General features: G+C 71.1%; 15 protein-coding genes. 3 read left to right on the top strand and 12 right to left on the bottom strand.

The window, feature by feature from the left end; translation table 11 throughout:
• Window positions 1–38: 38 nt before the first annotated feature.
• Window positions 39–407, bottom strand: a complete 369-nt coding sequence (locus tag JXZ78_RS29210; protein ID WP_030016964.1) for a holo-ACP synthase — start codon at window positions 405–407, stop codon at window positions 39–41.
• Window positions 404–2,251 carry a glutamine--fructose-6-phosphate transaminase (isomerizing) gene (glmS, locus tag JXZ78_RS29205; protein ID WP_238783451.1) on the bottom strand — a complete coding sequence of 616 codons (1,848 nt, stop codon included), beginning with the start codon at window positions 2,249–2,251 and terminating at the stop codon, window positions 404–406. Before glmS ends, JXZ78_RS29210 begins: the two co-directional genes overlap by 4 nt.
• Window positions 2,252–2,445: 194 nt before the next feature.
• Here glmS and coaA point away from each other — a divergent pair, with 194 nt between their 5' ends.
• Both coaA and JXZ78_RS29195 read left to right on the top strand, forming a co-directional pair.
• Complete coding sequence (gene coaA / locus JXZ78_RS29200) at window positions 2,446–3,444, top strand: type I pantothenate kinase (RefSeq protein WP_030016966.1); 999 nt, start codon at window positions 2,446–2,448, stop codon at window positions 3,442–3,444.
• 36 nt (window positions 3,445–3,480) lie between these two features.
• Entirely contained in the window at window positions 3,481–4,407 is a 927-nt protein-coding gene (locus tag JXZ78_RS29195; RefSeq protein WP_030016967.1) for a DUF389 domain-containing protein, read from the top strand.
• Between the two features lie 10 nt (window positions 4,408–4,417).
• On the opposite strand, the gene glmM is transcribed toward JXZ78_RS29195, so the two are convergent.
• The 5 genes from glmM to JXZ78_RS29170 form a co-directional block, all read right to left on the bottom strand.
• The gene (glmM, locus tag JXZ78_RS29190) at window positions 4,418–5,776 is read right to left on the bottom strand and encodes a phosphoglucosamine mutase (protein WP_030016968.1); all 1,359 of its coding nucleotides are present in this window, start codon (window positions 5,774–5,776) and stop codon (window positions 4,418–4,420) included.
• 142 nt (window positions 5,777–5,918) lie between these two features.
• Window positions 5,919–6,425, bottom strand: coding sequence for a 30S ribosomal protein S9 (rpsI, locus tag JXZ78_RS29185; protein ID WP_030016969.1), 507 nt, complete (start codon window positions 6,423–6,425; stop codon window positions 5,919–5,921).
• A gap of 41 nt (window positions 6,426–6,466) precedes the next feature.
• Window positions 6,467–6,910 (bottom strand): 50S ribosomal protein L13, encoded by a 444-nt coding sequence (rplM, locus tag JXZ78_RS29180; RefSeq protein ID WP_030016970.1) that lies wholly within the window; start codon window positions 6,908–6,910, stop codon window positions 6,467–6,469.
• Window positions 6,911–7,115: 205 nt separating this feature from the next.
• Window positions 7,116–8,372, bottom strand: coding sequence for a glycosyltransferase 87 family protein (locus tag JXZ78_RS29175; protein WP_030016971.1), 1,257 nt, complete (start codon window positions 8,370–8,372; stop codon window positions 7,116–7,118).
• Between the two features lie 64 nt (window positions 8,373–8,436).
• Complete coding sequence (locus JXZ78_RS29170) at window positions 8,437–10,065, bottom strand: ABC-F family ATP-binding cassette domain-containing protein (protein WP_030016972.1); 1,629 nt, start codon at window positions 10,063–10,065, stop codon at window positions 8,437–8,439.
• Window positions 10,066–10,122: 57 nt separating this feature from the next.
• On the opposite strand from JXZ78_RS29170, the gene JXZ78_RS29165 reads away from it, so the two are divergent.
• Window positions 10,123–10,944 carry a hypothetical protein gene (locus JXZ78_RS29165; RefSeq protein WP_030016973.1) on the top strand — a complete coding sequence of 274 codons (822 nt, stop codon included), beginning with the start codon at window positions 10,123–10,125 and terminating at the stop codon, window positions 10,942–10,944.
• Between the two features lie 19 nt (window positions 10,945–10,963).
• Here JXZ78_RS29165 and truA read toward each other — a convergent pair whose 3' ends face one another.
• The 5 genes from truA to rpsM form a co-directional block, all read right to left on the bottom strand.
• Window positions 10,964–11,815, bottom strand: a complete 852-nt coding sequence (gene truA, locus JXZ78_RS29160; protein ID WP_030016974.1) for a tRNA pseudouridine(38-40) synthase TruA — start codon at window positions 11,813–11,815, stop codon at window positions 10,964–10,966.
• Window positions 11,816–11,955: 140 nt separating this feature from the next.
• Window positions 11,956–12,450, bottom strand: coding sequence for a 50S ribosomal protein L17 (rplQ, locus tag JXZ78_RS29155; RefSeq protein ID WP_030016975.1), 495 nt, complete (start codon window positions 12,448–12,450; stop codon window positions 11,956–11,958).
• 256 nt (window positions 12,451–12,706) lie between these two features.
• Complete coding sequence (locus JXZ78_RS29150) at window positions 12,707–13,729, bottom strand: DNA-directed RNA polymerase subunit alpha (RefSeq protein WP_003956430.1); 1,023 nt, start codon at window positions 13,727–13,729, stop codon at window positions 12,707–12,709.
• Between the two features lie 197 nt (window positions 13,730–13,926).
• Window positions 13,927–14,331, bottom strand: a complete 405-nt coding sequence (rpsK, locus tag JXZ78_RS29145; protein ID WP_004571845.1) for a 30S ribosomal protein S11 — start codon at window positions 14,329–14,331, stop codon at window positions 13,927–13,929.
• 64 nt (window positions 14,332–14,395) lie between these two features.
• Window positions 14,396–14,776 (bottom strand): 30S ribosomal protein S13, encoded by a 381-nt coding sequence (gene rpsM, locus JXZ78_RS29140; protein WP_004571844.1) that lies wholly within the window; start codon window positions 14,774–14,776, stop codon window positions 14,396–14,398.
• Window position 14,777: the final 1 nt, after the last annotated feature.

Here is a 14,777-nt window from a genome sequence, read left to right as displayed (position 1 = left end):
CGGCGTACGGGCAGGCACCCGGTCCGGCCGCCCGCCGCTCACCCCTCCGCGATCACCACCGCCGAAGCCACACCCGCGTCATGACTGAGCGACACGTGCCAGGACCGCACGCCGAGTTCCGCCGCGCGCTCCGCGACCGTCCCGCGGATCTTGAGTATCGGCTGCCCGGAATCCAGCACCGCCACCTCCGCGTCCGTCCACCGCAGCCCGGCCGGCGCCCCCAGCGCCTTGGCCACCGCCTCCTTGGCCGCGAACCGCGCGGCGAGCGAGGCGATGCCCCGGCGCTCGCCGCTGGGCAGCGTCAGCTCCCGTTCGACGAACAGCCGCGTCGCCATGTCCGGGGTGCGCTCCAGCGCCGCCGCGAACCGGTCGATCTCGGCGACGTCGATCCCCACCCCGATGATCATTCGACGGTCACCGACTTGGCGAGGTTGCGCGGCTGGTCGACCTCGTTGCCGCGGGCGGTGGCCAGTTCGCAGGCGAAGACCTGGAGCGGCACGGTGGTGACCATCGGCTGGAGCAGGGTGGGCGTGCGCGGGACGCGCACCAGGTGGTCCGCGTACGGGACGACCGTCTCGTCCCCCTCCTCGGCGATGACGATGGTGAGCGCGCCCCGGGCCCGGATCTCCTGGATGTTGGAGACGATCTTGTCGTACAGCACGGACCGGCCGCGCGGCGACGGCACGACCACGACGACCGGCACGCCCTCCTCGATCAGCGCGATCGGCCCGTGCTTCAGCTCGCCCGCCGCGAAGCCCTCCGCGTGCATGTACGCGAGTTCCTTGAGCTTCAGCGCGCCCTCCAGGGCGACGGGATAGCCCACGTGCCGCCCGAGGAAGAGCACCGTGTTCTTCTCCGCGAGGCCGCGCGCCAGCTCCCGTACCGGCTCCATCGTCCCCAGGACCTGGTCGACCTGGGTGCCGATCGCGGCCAGTTCGCGCACCACCGCCCGGATCTCGTCACCCCACTGGGTGCCGCGCACCTGGCCCAGGTACAGCGCGAGGAGGTAGCAGGCCACCAGCTGCGTCAGGAACGCCTTGGTCGAGGCGACCGCGACCTCGGGACCCGCGTGCGTGTAGAGCACCGCGTCCGACTCGCGGGGAATCGTCGAGCCGTTGGTGTTGCACACCGCGAGCACCTTCGCGCCCTGCTCACGGGCGTGCCGTACGGCCATCAGGGTGTCCATCGTCTCGCCGGACTGCGAGATGGCGACGACCAGGGTGCGCGGGTCCAGGATCGGGTCGCGGTAGCGGAACTCGCTGGCCAGCTCCACCTCGCAGGGGATGCGCGTCCAGTGCTCGATCGCGTACTTGGCGATCATCCCGGCGTGGAAGGCGGTGCCGCAGGCCACTATCACCACCTTGGTGGCCTCGCGCAGCACCGAGTCCTCGATGCGGACCTCGTCCAGCGAGAGCACCCCGGACTCGCCCACCCGGCCCAGCAGCGTGTCGGCGACGGCCTTCGGCTGCTCGGCGATCTCCTTGAGCATGAAGTAGTCGTAGCCGCCCTTCTCGGCGGCCGACGCGTCCCAGTCCACGTGGAAGTTCCGCACCTCGCCCGGCGCGCCGTCGAAGCCGGTGACCGTCACCCCGTCCCGGCGCACCTCCACGACCTGGTCCTGGCCCAGTTCGACGGCCTCACGGGTGTACGAGATGAACGCCGCCACGTCCGACGCCAGGAACGCCTCGTCCTCGCCGATGCCCACCACCAGCGGGGAGTTGCGGCGCGCGCCCACCACCACGTCCGGCGCGTCCGCGTGCACCGCGACCAGCGTGAACGCGCCCTCCAGCCGGCGGCACACCTGGCGCATCGCCTCGGCCAGGTCCCCGCAGGAGGAGAAGTTCTCCGCCAGCAGGTGTCCGACGACCTCGGTGTCCGTCTCGGAGCCCAGCGTGTGGCCGCGCTCCGCCAGTTCCGCGCGCAGGGCCGCGAAGTTCTCGATGATGCCGTTGTGGACGACGGCGACCCGCCCGGCGTTGTCCAGATGCGGGTGGGCGTTGGTGTCGGTCGGCGCGCCGTGCGTGGCCCACCGGGTGTGCCCGATCCCGGTCGTACCGGCCGGCAGCGGACGGTCGGCCAGTTCCTTGTCCAGATTGGCGAGTTTGCCGGCCTTCTTGGCCGCCGCCAGCCCGCCGTCGGCGAGCACGGCCACCCCGGCCGAGTCGTAGCCGCGGTACTCCAGCCGCTTCAGCCCGGTGAGCACGACGTCCAGGGCGGACCGGCCGCCCGCATACCCCACGATTCCGCACATGAGGGCAGCCTACGGGGCCGCGCGAGCCCGCCCCGCGCGCCATCCGGCCAACGGCGCCGCGCACCGGACCCGCACCCTCCGCCGCCACGCGCGCCGCCCGGGACCGCCGTGCCCCGTACGCGCGACACGCGGACCGGGCGGCCACAACCCCACCCCGGGGTGAACCGGCCCCCGCGCCTGCGGACAATGGGCGCGTGCCCCTCACCACAGAGCCGACCGAGTCGCAGCACCGCCGCCGCGCCGAGCGCTCGCCGTACGTCGACCTGACGCGCGCCGAGTGGAGCGCCCTGCGGGAGAAGACCCCGCTGCCGCTGACCGCCGAGGAGGTCGAGCGGCTGCGCGGCCTGGGCGACGTGATCGACCTGGACGAGGTACGCGACGTCTACCTCCCGCTGTCCCGCCTGCTCAACCTGTACGTGGGCGCCTCCAGCAACCTGCGCGGCGCGCTGAACACCTTCCTCGGTGACGCGGGCGGCGGCCACGGCGCGCAGCCCGGCACACCGTTCGTCATAGGGGTCGCGGGCAGCGTGGCGGTCGGCAAGTCCACCACCGCCCGGCTCCTCCAGGCACTGCTGGCCCGCTGGCCGGAGCACCCGCGCGTCGAACTGGTCACCACCGACGGCTTCCTGTTCCCCAACGCCGAACTGCACCGCCGCGGCCTGATGTCCCGCAAGGGCTTCCCCGAGTCGTACGACCGCCGCGCCCTGACCCGCTTCGTCGCCGATGTGAAGTCCGGGAAGGCCGAGGTCAGCGCCCCGGTCTACTCCCACCTGATCTACGACATCGTGCCCGGCGAACGGCTGACCGTGCACCGGCCCGACATCCTGATCGTCGAGGGCCTGAACGTCCTCCAGCCCGCCCTGCCCGGCAAGGACGGACGCACCCGCCTGGGCCTCGCGGACTTCTTCGACTTCTCGGTGTACGTGGACGCCCGCACGGAGGACATCGAGCGCTGGTACCTGGGCCGGTTCCGCAAACTGCGCGAGACCGCCTTCCAGAACCCGTTCTCGTACTTCCGCAAGTACACCCAGGTCTCCGAGGAGGAAGCCCTCGACTATGCGCGGATGATCTGGCGCACCGTCAACAAGCCCAACCTGGAACAGAACGTCGCACCGACCCGCGGCCGTGCCAACCTCGTGCTGCGCAAGGGGCCCGACCACAAGGTGCAGCGGCTGTCCTTGCGCAAGCTCTGACGACGGCGATCCGCCGCCTTCCACGAGAGGTACACCGTGCTGCACCTGCGCATGATCGTTCCCGCCTGCCGTACGCAGGCCGTGCTGCACCTGGTGGAGAACACCGTCGGCACCACCCACCTCGCCGTCCTGACCGGCGCCGCGCGCGAACCGCGCGGGGACGTGATCCTGTGCGACGTGGCCCGTGAGGCCGCTGACGGCCTGCTGCACGAGCTGCGGGCGCTCGGCATCGACCGGGACGGCTCGATCGCCGTCGAGAACATCGACCTGTCCCTGTCCACCCGCGCGGACACGGCGGAGAAGGACGCGCCCGGCGAGGGCGCGGACGCCGTGCTGTGGGAGTCGCTGGCCGACGCCACCCACGAGGAGTCCACGCTCTCCGTCACCTATCTGGCGTTCCTGACGCTCGCCACGATGATCGCGGCCTGCGGCGTGGTGCTGGACAACGCGATCCTGATCGTCGGCGCGATGGCCGTCGGCCCGGAGTTCGGCCCGCTGGCCGGCGTCTGCACCGCCCTGGTGCGCCGCGCGCCCCGGCTGGCCTGGCGCTCCCTGCTGGCACTGGTCGTGGGCTTCGCGGTGGCGATGGCGGCGACGGTGGGCTTCAGCCTGTTCATGGACGCGGTGGGGCTCTTCGACGCCGGGGCGCTGACGGCGGACCGCCCGAACACGAACTTCATCTACCGGCCGGACTGGTTCTCGTTCGTGGTCGCCGTCCTCGCCGGAATCGCCGGTGTCCTCTCGCTGACCTCGGCGAAGTCCGGCGCGCTGGTCGGCGTGGCGATCTCGGTCACCACCGTCCCGGCCGCCGCCAACGCCGCCGTCGCCTTCGGCTACCGCTCGTACAAGCAGGCGTGGGGCTCCACGGAACAACTCCTGCTGAACCTGGCCGGCATCGTCGTCGCGGGCACGCTGACGCTGCTGGCCCAGAAGCTCTTCTGGGCCAGGCAGCGGCAGCGCTGACCGGCCGGTGTCAGCCGAGCGCCGACTTCACCACATCCGCCAGACGGCCGGCCACGGCCCCCGCCTGCTCGATGTCGGCGGCCTCGACCATGACGCGCACCAGCGGCTCCGTGCCCGAGGGGCGCAGCAGGACGCGGCCGGTGGTGCCCAGCTCGCGCTCCGCCTCCGCGACGGCCGAGGTGACCTCCGGCGACGTGCCGACCCGGGACTTGTCCACGTCCGGCACGTTGACCAGTACCTGCGGCAGGCGCTGCATGACGCCCGCCAGCTCGCTCAGCGGGCGGCCGGTCGCCGCGACGCGGGCGGCCAGCATCAGGCCGGTGAGCGTGCCGTCGCCGGTCGTCGCGTGGTCCAGCGCGATGACGTGCCCGGACTGCTCGCCGCCGAGCGCGAAGCCGCCGGCCTTCATCTCCTCCAGGACGTACCGGTCGCCGACCGCCGTCTGGACGAAGGTCAGGCCCTCGCGCTCCATGGCCAGCTTGAAGCCCAGGTTGGACATCACGGTCGCCACGACGGTGTCCTTGCGCAGCGTGCCCGCCTCGCGCATCCCGAGGGCGAGGACGGCCAGGATCTGGTCGCCGTCGATCTCGTTGCCGTCGCGGTCCACCGCCAGGCAGCGGTCCGCGTCGCCGTCGTGCGCCACGCCGAGGTCCGCGCCGTGCTCGACCACCGCGGCGCACAGGCCGGACAGGTGGGTGGAGCCGCAGTCGTCGTTGATGTTCAGGCCGTCGGGGTCGGCGCCGATGGTGACGACCTCGGCACCGGCCCGCGCGAACGCCTCCGGGGAGACGCGGGAGGCCGCGCCGTGCGCGCCGTCGATGACGACCTTCAGGCCGTCCAGGCGGTTGGGCAGTACGCCCACCAGGTGCGCGACGTAGTTGTCAAAGCCCTGGTCGTAGTCCTTGACCCGGCCCACGCCGGCGCCGGTCGGCCGGTCCCACGGCTCGCCGGAGCTGTGCGAGCGGTACGTGCGCTCGATGCGGTCCTCCAGCTCGTCGGCAAGCTTGTGGCCGCCGCGGGCGAAGAACTTGATGCCGTTGTCGGGCATCGGGTTGTGGCTGGCGGAGAGCATCACGCCCAGGTCCGCGCCGAGCGAGCCGGTCAGGTACGCCACGGCCGGGGTCGGCAGCACACCCACCCGCAGGACGTCCACACCCGCGCTGGCCAGGCCCGCGACCACGGCGGCCTCCAGGAACTCCCCCGACGCCCGCGGATCGCGGCCGACCACGGCCACCGGCCGATGCCCCGCAAACGTGCCGGCTTCCGCGAGCACGTGCGCCGCCGCGACCGACAGACCGAGCGCCAGCTCCGCCGTGAGATCCGCGTTGGCGACACCGCGCACACCGTCCGTGCCGAAGAGTCGTCCCACTGGTGTCCTCCGAGTTGATGTACGTGGACCAGGGCATTGCGTCCAGGTATACGCCGCTGGTCCCGGATAGCCGAACGCCCCGGCAGCACGGATCGTGCCACCGGGGCGTTCGCCAAGAGCTGCGCGAGCAGCCGAGCGGCAATTAGCGCTTGCTGTACTGCGGCGCCTTGCGGGCCTTCTTCAGACCGGCCTTCTTGCGCTCGACCGCACGGTCGTCGCGCTTGAGGAAGCCGGCCTTCTTCAGCGGGCCGCGGTTGTTGTCCTCGTCCGCCTCGTTCAGCGCACGGGCCACGCCCAGGCGCAGCGCACCGGCCTGGCCGGAGATGCCGCCGCCGGAGATGCGGGCCACCACGTCGTAGCGGTTGTCGAGCTCGAGCACCTTGAAGGGCTCGTTGACTTCCTGCTGGTGCACCTTGTTCGGGAAGTAACCCTCAAGGGTGCGGCCGTTGATCTTCCACTGGCCGGAGCCGGGGATGATCCGCACGCGGGCGATGGCGTTCTTGCGACGGCCCAGGCCGGCGGCCGGCTGCGGGTCACCGAAGCGCGACGCGAGCGACTCGGAGGTGTACTCACCCTCCAGCGGAACCTCGGTCTCGGTGGTGTACTCCTCGACCTCGTCCAGCGGGGTCTCGGGGGTGGTCTCAGCCACGATTCTCCTCAGATTCTCTTCGTCTTAGGGGGTGGCCGGACTTACTGCGCGACCTGGGTGATCTCGAACGGGACCGGCTGCTGCGCAGCGTGCGGGTGCTCGGCGCCCGCGTAGACCTTCAGCTTCGAGAGCATCTGACGGCCCAGGGTGTTCTTGGGGAGCATGCCCTTGACGGCCTTCTCGACGGCCTTCTCGGGGTTCTTCTCGAGGAGCTCGTCGTAGCGCACCGAGCGCAGACCGCCCGGGAAGCCGGAGTGGCGGTAGGCCATCTTCTGGCTGCGCTTGTTGCCGGACAGGTGCACCTTGTCGGCGTTGACGATGATGACGAAGTCACCGGTGTCGACGTGCGGCGCGTACACCGGCTTGTGCTTGCCCCTCAGGAGGGACGCGGCCTGGGAGGCCAGACGGCCCAGGACAACGTCCTGCGCGTCAATGATGTGCCACTGGCGCTGGACATCGCCGGGCTTGGGGCTGAACGTACGCACGGTTAGCCTTCGCTTCTTCAGTGAATAGGGTCCTGTACTGGTCACCTCGGTCGATCTCCAGCACTGGCGGCACCGCGGGTGACGCAACCCGGGTTCCTGCCGCTGGTCATCGGCCCGGTGGACCGGCGTAAGGGCCCCTCACGTGAGATAGAGCAAGCCAATACGCATAACGAACTGGCAGAATACCGGGCCGCCCCCAGCCGGGTCAAAACACGTCCCGAACCGGCGTACGATCCGTGCCCTCGGGCCCCATGGGCATGATAGCCACCGCCCGCAGTACCCGCGGCCGTACGCAGGTCCATGCCAGCACGGCGGCCACCGTGCACAGCATCACCGTGTCCTTGAAGGCCCGCCGGTGCAGTCCCTCCAGGTGCGGCCAGGAGAGCCCGCTGATCTGCGGCACCAGGGCGATCCAGAACCAGACCGTACGGGCCGCCGACCCCGGCAGCACCACGGAGGCGACCAGCGGCGGCAGCACCACCAGCAGGTAGTGGTCGAAGGACGGCCGGGACACCAGGAAGGCCGCCAGCATCAGCATCGCGGCGGTCTCCACCAGCCGCTGCGCCCCCTGGTCGCCGCGCCGCCACCGCAGCCACGCACAGCCCGTCCCCGCGACCGCCGCGACCGCGGCCACTCCGTACGCCGCGGTCTCGGGCACGCCCAGCCGGGTGAGGATCATCCCGGGCGAGGCGTCGAAGGGGCGGGCGAAGCTGTCCTGGCCATGCAGCAGGAACGGCAGCGTACGGGTGAAGAACATGCCCGGGCGCGGCATCACCAGCGCCGCCAGTACGGACGCCACGGCCGGCACCGCCACCGCCACCGCGAGGGCCCGCCACCGCCGCGCGAGGACCAGGAGCAGCAGCAGCGGCGCCAGCATCGGCTTGACCGCCAGCGCGAGCCCCAGGACCGCGCCCGCGGCGGTCCACCGGGAGCGCAGCGCCAGCAGCAGCACAAGGGGCAGCGCCGCCACCGAGGCCAGCGTCCAGTTCCCGATGTTCACGACGTTGCGGAACGGCTCGAAGAACGCCAGGGCCACCACGCCGAGCGCCGCCAGCCGGCTCCCTACGGGAATTCGGAAGATCCGCAGCGAGGCGAGCCACCCCAGCAGCACCAGCCCCACCCCAACCACCGGCACCAGCAGCCGCAGCTTCCCGGCGGACAGCAGCGCCTCGGGCACCGCGGCCAGCACCGCGCTCGGCAGATACAGGAACCGCTTGTCGGCATACGGAGCGTCACCGTCCAGCAGCGCCCGCGCCGCCTTCACGACGAAGTCGTTGTCCATGCCGACCGTGGGGCTGTGCCGCTGCACATGGAAGATCACCGCCCCCATCAGGGCGGCGGCCACCGCCCACAGGGGCCACGGGGCCCGCCGGAGCAGCCACCCGACGACCGGCGAGTCCGCGGGCCGCACCGCGTCCCGGACCTCGCCAGCACCCGCTATGCCCGTTTTCTCCGTGCTCATGCGTCCATCTAAGAGCCGCCCCCACGGCCCCACCACCGGACGGGAACCAAGCGGTGACGTCCCGCTACCGCTTGCGCTCCACTCTCCGCTCGTCCCACACCGGCTCCGTCGTCTCCCGCACCCGCCCGTCCGAACCGAAGACCAGGTACCGGTCGAAGGACCGCGCGAACCAGCGGTCGTGCGTCACCGCCAGCACCGTCCCCTCATACGCCTCCAGCCCCTCCTGAAGCGCCTCCGCGCTCTCCAGGTCGAGGTTGTCGGTCGGCTCGTCCAGCAGCAGGGCGGTCGTCCCCGCCAGCTCCAGCAGCAGGATCTGGAAACGCGCCTGCTGGCCGCCGGACAGCCGGTCGAAGCGCTGCTCGGCCTGGCGCTCCAGCTCGTACCGGCGCAGCGCGCTCATCGCCTTGCCACGGTCCTTGGCGTGTTCCGTCCACAGGATGTCCAGAAGGATGCGCCCCTCCAGTTCCGGGTGGGCGTGGGTCTGCGCGAAGTGACCGGGCACGACGCGGGCGCCCAGCTTCCAGGTCCCCGTGTGCGCCACCGGATTCTCGGGGTCCCCCGCCAGCAGCCGCAGGAAGTGCGACTTCCCGGAGCCGTTCGACCCCAGCACCGCGACCCGCTCCCCGTAGAAGACCTCCAGGTCGAACGGCTTCATCAGCCCGGTCAGCTCAAGGTTCTCGCAGGTCACCGCCCGTACGCCGGTACGGCCACCCTTCAGCCGCATGGTGATCTCCTGCTCGCGCGGCGGCTCCGGGGGCGGCCCGGCCTCCTCGAACTTGCGCAGCCGGGTCTGGGCCGCGTGGTACCGCGAGGCCAGCTCGTGGCTGTTCTCCGCCGCCTGCCGCAGACTGCGCACCAGCTTCTTCAGCTGCTCGTGCTTCTCGTCCCAGCGCCGCCGCAGCTCCTCGAAGCGCGCGAAGCGCTCCTTACGGGCATCGTGGTACGTGCCGAAGCCACCGCCGTGCACCCATACGTCCGACCCGGCGGGCCCCGGCTCGACGCTGACGATCTTCTCGGCGGAGCGGGCCAGCAGCTCCCGGTCGTGGCTGACGAACAGCACCGTCTTCTTCGTCTCGCGCAGCCGCTCCTCCAGCCAGCGCTTGCCCGGCACGTCCAGATAGTTGTCCGGCTCGTCCAACAGCAGCACCTCGTCGGTGCCACGCAGCAGTGACTCCAGCACCAGCCGCTTCTGCTCGCCGCCACTGAGCGTGCGCACCTGCCGCCACTGCGCCTTCTCGTACGGGACGCCCAGCGCGGCCATGGTGCACATGTCCCACACCGTCTCGGCCTCGTACCCGCGCGCCTCGGCCCAGTCGCTGAGCGCCTGCGCGTACGCCATCTGCGCGGCCTCGTCGTCGACGGTCATCACCGCGTGCTCGGCGGCGTCCACGGCCGCGGCAGCCTCCCTGAGCCGCGGCTGCGCCACCGAAACCAGCAGGTCACGCACGGTGCGCTCATCCCGTACGGACCCCACGAACTGCGGCATCACCCCCAGCCCGCCACTGACCGTCACCGCGCCGCCGTGCGGCTGCAGCTCCCCCGCGATCAGCCGCAGCAGCGTCGTCTTGCCCGCCCCGTTGGCGCCGACCAGGGCGACCGAGGCCCCCTCGCCGACCCTGAAGGACACGTCGCCCAACAGCACCCGCCCGTCCGGCAGGTAGTACTCCAGATGCCCGGCCTCCACGTGTCCCATAGCCCCGGATTCTCTCCGCCCGCCGTGCGATCCACCAACCGGTTTAGGATGCGCGGCATGAGCTTTGGGAATGGCGGGCCGTTCGGCCCCGGGGGACCGGACTTTTCGACTCCTGACTGGGACGCGCTCGCCGACGAGAGCGAGGCGCGCGGCCGCCGCAAGCGATGGCTGCTGATCGGCGGCGGGGCGCTGGCGACCGCGGCCGTGGCCGGCATCGTCGCCACCGCCGTCATCACCAGCAACAAGGGCGGCGACCTGCCGCACCCCGTGACCCTGCCGTCCGAGTCCGCCGCCCCCGAACCCTCCTTCTCCGAGGTCTCGGTCCCCCCGCCGCCGAACCCGCGGGACTACATCACCGACCCCAAGAAGGACACCGCCGCCCTCACCCCCGCCGGCCTCTTCCCCGACAAGGCCATGGTGCTCGGCAAGAACAGCTACCCCCGGCACAGCACCGCCGTCACCGACGACTGCACGGCCGGCACCTACGGCGCCCTCGGCTCGCTGCTCCAGCACAACGGCTGCAAGAAGCTGCTGCGCGCCACCTACGCCAAGGACGGCGTGGCGGTCACCGTCGGCGTCGCGGTCTTCGACTCCAAGGCCGCCGCGTTCAAGGTCAAGGCCGCCGACAAGCCCGGTCTCGCACCGCTGGCAGGCGACGGCGTCGGCTCCTTCTGCCAGGGCTCGCCCTGCACCACGTACGCCAACGCCACCGGCCGCTACGCCTACTTCACCATCGCCGGCAACCTGGACGGCTCGCCCGTCACCAAGGCGTCCGCCCAGGCCCTCCAGATAGGGCGGGACGGCGGCCAGTACGCCTTCAACCGCATCTGGCAGCGGGGCAAGGACCAGGCGGCCAAGGCCGCCCGCGCCCAGTCCTGACGCCCCCCCGGGGGGCGGCTCAGCAGCAGCCGCCCCCCGGCAGGGTCCGCTTGTTGCGCGCCTCCTTGTTACGGGCCATGAGCTGGTCGTCCGCCGGATAGCCGACCTCTTCCAGCGTCAGCCCGTGCGGCCGTACGACGTGCACCGCCGAGTCCCGCACCCCGGCCGCCAGCACCTTGCCCGGCCACTCCACCGGCCGGTGCCCGTCCCCCACGAACAGCAGCGCGCCCACCAGCGAGCGCACCATGTTGTGGCAGAACGCGTCCGCCTTCACCGTCGCCGTGACGATCCCGTCCGCGTCCCGCACCCAGCTCAGCGTCTGGAGCGTACGGATCGTCGTCGCGCCCTCACGCCGCTTGCAGTACGCCGCGAAGTCGTGCTCCCCCAGCAGCGCCTGCGACGCCGCGTTCATCGCGTCGACGTCCAGGTCCCAGTCGTGCCACAGCACATGGCCGCGCAGCAGCGGGTCCACGCCGCCCGGGTGGTCGGTCACCCGGTACGCGTACCGCCGCCAGATCGCCGAGAACCGCGCGTTGAACCCGTACGGCGCCTCGGCCGCCCGCCACACCCGTACGTCCTTCGGCAGCCGCCCGGCCAGCCGCCGCAGCAGCTTGTCCGCGTGCTCGGCCCACAGCTCCGCCGGCAGGTCCACGTGCGCCACCTGCCCGCGCGCGTGCACCCCGGCGTCCGTCCGCCCCGCCACCGTCAGCTCGTACGTCTCCGCCGACCGCGTCACCGTCCGCAGCGCGGTCTCCAGCTCCTCCTGGACCGTGCGCCGCGCGCGCTGCTTCGCCCAGCCCGAGAAGTCCTTCCCGTCGTAGGAAAGGTCCAGCCGCACCCGTACGAACCCGGGCTCCACTTCATCGCTCACGCGTGCATCCTCTCAAGCGGAACGGGCCCGCCCCCCTGAGGGGAGCGGGCCCGTCCTAGGTCCTGTCGTCACATTCCCGTTGTCCGCCCGAAGGGCGGGAGGCGGGAGTTTGACGACAGGGCCTACGGCCTGTGTCAGGCTCAGGCGTCCTTCGACTCCTCGGCCGGGGCCTCGGCGGCCTCGCCCTTGGTGTCCTCGGCCTTGGCGGCCTCGTCGGACTCCTTCACCGCGCGCTTGGCAGCGGCCTCGGCCTCGGCAACGGTGGCCTTCTTGGCGATCTCGCCCTCGACCAGCTCGATGACGGCCATCGGGGCGTTGTCGCCACGACGGTTGCCGATCTTGGTGATGCGGGTGTAGCCACCCGGGCGCTCCTCGAAGCGCGGGGCGATCTCCGTGAAGAGCGTGTGCACGACGCTCTTGTCCGAGATCAGCTGCATGACCTGGCGACGGTTGTGAAGGTCACCCTTCTTCGCCTTGGTCACCAGACGCTCGGCGTACGGACGCAGACGACGGGCCTTGGCCTCGGTCGTCGTGATGCGGCCGTGCTCGAACAGCGCGGTGGCCAGGTTGCGCAGCATGAGACGCTCGTGCGCTGCGCTGCCGCCCAGACGGGCACCCTTGGCGGGCTTCGGCATGGTATTTCTCCTTCATTGCTGCACCGGCCGTATCAGGTACCGGTGTCAGTTCCCACGTGGCGGCCGCCACGTAGAAGATCGTTCGCACTGGAAGCGGCCGGGCTACCCCGACGCTTCCAGTCTCGGCGAGGCTCATTCATCCAGCCCGGCCGAAATCAAGCCCGTCCGGCGCTTGAGGACGAGGCCTCAGGGCCGATCAAGCCTGCACCCGAACACGGCGGGCCAGCCGACTTCAGCCGGCCCGCCGCAGGCGGGCTCAGTACTGCTCGGTCTCCACGAACCCGGCGTCCGCGTCGTCGTCGGCGCCGAAGGCGTCGGCGGCGGCGGTCGGGTCGAACCCGGGGGGCGAGTCCTTCAGGGCCAGGCCCATGCCGGCCAGCTTCGCCTTGACCTCGTCGATCGACTTCGCACCGAAGTTGCGGATGTCGAGCAGGTCGGCCTCGGAGCGGGCCACGAGCTCACCCACGGAGTGGATGCCCTCGCGCTTGAGGCAGTTGTACGACCGAACGGTGAGCTCCAGCTCCTCGATCGGCAGCGCCAGGTCGGCGGCCAGGGCGGCGTCCGTGGGGGACGGGCCCATGTCGATGCCCTCGGCGTCGATGTTCAGCTCGCGCGCCAGACCGAACAGCTCGACCAGGGTCTTGCCGGCCGACGCCATGGCGTCACGCGGACGCATGGCCTGCTTGGTCTCGACGTCGACGATCAGCTTGTCGAAGTCGGTGCGCTGCTCGACACGGGTCGCCTCGACCTTGTAGGTGACCTTCAGCACGGGGCTGTAGATGGAGTCGACCGGGATACGGCCGATCTCCTGGCCGACCTGCTTGTTCTGCACGGCGGAGACGTAGCCGCGACCGCGCTCGACGGTCAGCTCCATCTCCAGCTTGCCCTTGCCGTTGAGGGTGGCGAGGACCAGGTCGGGGTTGTGCACCTCGACACCGGCCGGCGGGGCGATGTCCGCGGCGGTGACCAGGCCGGGGCCCTGCTTGCGCAGGTACATCACGACGGGCTCGTCGTGCTCCGAGGAGACGACCAGCTGCTTGATGTTCAGGATGAGGTCGGTGACGTCCTCCTTGACGCCCGGCACGGTGGTGAACTCGTGCAGGACACCGTCGATGCGGATGGACGTGACCGCCGCACCCGGGATCGAGGAGAGGAGCGTACGACGCAGGGAGTTGCCGAGGGTGTAGCCGAAGCCCGGCTCCAGCGGCTCGATCACGAACCGCGAGCGGTATTCGTCGACGACCTCTTCGGTCAGCGAGGGACGCTGAGCGATCAGCATGAGGTGTTTCGCCTTCCAGTCATGGCACCCGCTATTTGATGCCAGCTGCGCCGGACGGTGGCCCGGCGGTGTCTACAAGGGTACGGGCGGCACGGCGCGGCTCCCAGGAGTCGCGGCGTACCGCCCGAAAAGTGCCCGGTGCCGGGCCGCGCCGGAGCGCGGACCGACAGGCTGCGGCCCTTACAGGCCGCGCGACGTCAGACGCGACGACGCTTGGGGGGACGGCAGCCGTTGTGCGGCGTGGGGGTGACGTCCTGGATCGAGCCGACCTCCAGGCCGGTGGCCTGGAGCGAGCGGATCGCGGTCTCACGGCCGGAGCCGGGACCCTTGACGAAGACGTCGACCTTGCGCATGCCGTGCTCCTGCGCGCGGCGGGCGGCCGACTCGGCAGCCATCTGCGCGGCGAACGGCGTGGACTTGCGCGAGCCCTTGAAGCCCACGTGGCCCGCCGAGGCCCAGGAGATCACGTTGCCCGTGGGGTCGGTGATCGAGACGATGGTGTTGTTGAACGTGCTCTTGATGTGAGCGTGCCCGTGGGCGACGTTCTTCTTCTCCTTGCGGCGCACCTTCTTGGCGCCGGCCGTACGGCCCTTCGGAGGCATGTATTACTCCCGGTGGAGGTGGTCGGTCCTACAGCGAAGACCGCTGATGAGCGTCCGCTGAGGACTACTTCTTGCCCGGCTTCTTCTTGCCGGCGATCGCGCGACGCGGGCCCTTGCGGGTACGGGCGTTCGTGCTGGTGCGCTGACCGTGCACCGGCAGGCCGCGGCGGTGACGCAGACCCTGGTAGCAGCCGATCTCGACCTTGCGGCGGATGTCGGCCTGGATCTCGCGACGGAGGTCACCCTCGGTCTTGAGGTTGTTGTCCACGTACTCGCGGATCTTGACCAGGTCTTCCTCGGCCAGGTCGCGAACGCGGGTGTCCGGGTTCACGCCGGTGGCGGCGAGGGTCTGCTGCGACAGGGTGCGCCCGATGCCGAAGACGTAGGTGAGGGCGACCTCGACGCGCTTGTCGCGCGGGAGATCAACGCCTGCGAGGCGTGCCATG

Origin of the sequence: Streptomyces monomycini (genome assembly GCF_022271435.1) — a bacterium.
Taxonomy (GTDB): Bacteria; Actinomycetota; Actinomycetes; order Streptomycetales; family Streptomycetaceae; genus Streptomyces; species Streptomyces monomycini.
The sequence above is the reverse complement of the archived record's forward strand: the minus strand, read 5'-3'. Positions and strand labels throughout refer to the sequence as shown.

Bases quoted from the DNA above. Each gene is read 5' to 3' on its own strand.
- JXZ78_RS29210 (WP_030016964.1), bottom strand. From the start codon at position 407: ATGATCATCGGGGTGGGGATCGACGTCGCCGAGATCGACCGGTTCGCG.
- glmS (WP_238783451.1), bottom strand. From the start codon at position 2,251: ATGTGCGGAATCGTGGGGTATGCGGGCGGCCGGTCCGCCCTGGACGTC.
- JXZ78_RS29175 (WP_030016971.1), bottom strand. From the start codon at position 8,372: ATGAGCACGGAGAAAACGGGCATAGCGGGTGCTGGCGAGGTCCGGGAC.
- JXZ78_RS29170 (WP_030016972.1), bottom strand. From the start codon at position 10,065: ATGGGACACGTGGAGGCCGGGCATCTGGAGTACTACCTGCCGGACGGG.
- JXZ78_RS29165 (WP_030016973.1), top strand. From the start codon at position 10,123: ATGAGCTTTGGGAATGGCGGGCCGTTCGGCCCCGGGGGACCGGACTTT.
- rplQ (WP_030016975.1), bottom strand. From the start codon at position 12,450: ATGCCGAAGCCCGCCAAGGGTGCCCGTCTGGGCGGCAGCGCAGCGCAC.
- JXZ78_RS29150 (WP_003956430.1), bottom strand. From the start codon at position 13,729: ATGCTGATCGCTCAGCGTCCCTCGCTGACCGAAGAGGTCGTCGACGAA.
- rpsK (WP_004571845.1), bottom strand. From the start codon at position 14,331: ATGCCTCCGAAGGGCCGTACGGCCGGCGCCAAGAAGGTGCGCCGCAAG.
- rpsM (WP_004571844.1), bottom strand. From the start codon at position 14,776: ATGGCACGCCTCGCAGGCGTTGATCTCCCGCGCGACAAGCGCGTCGAG.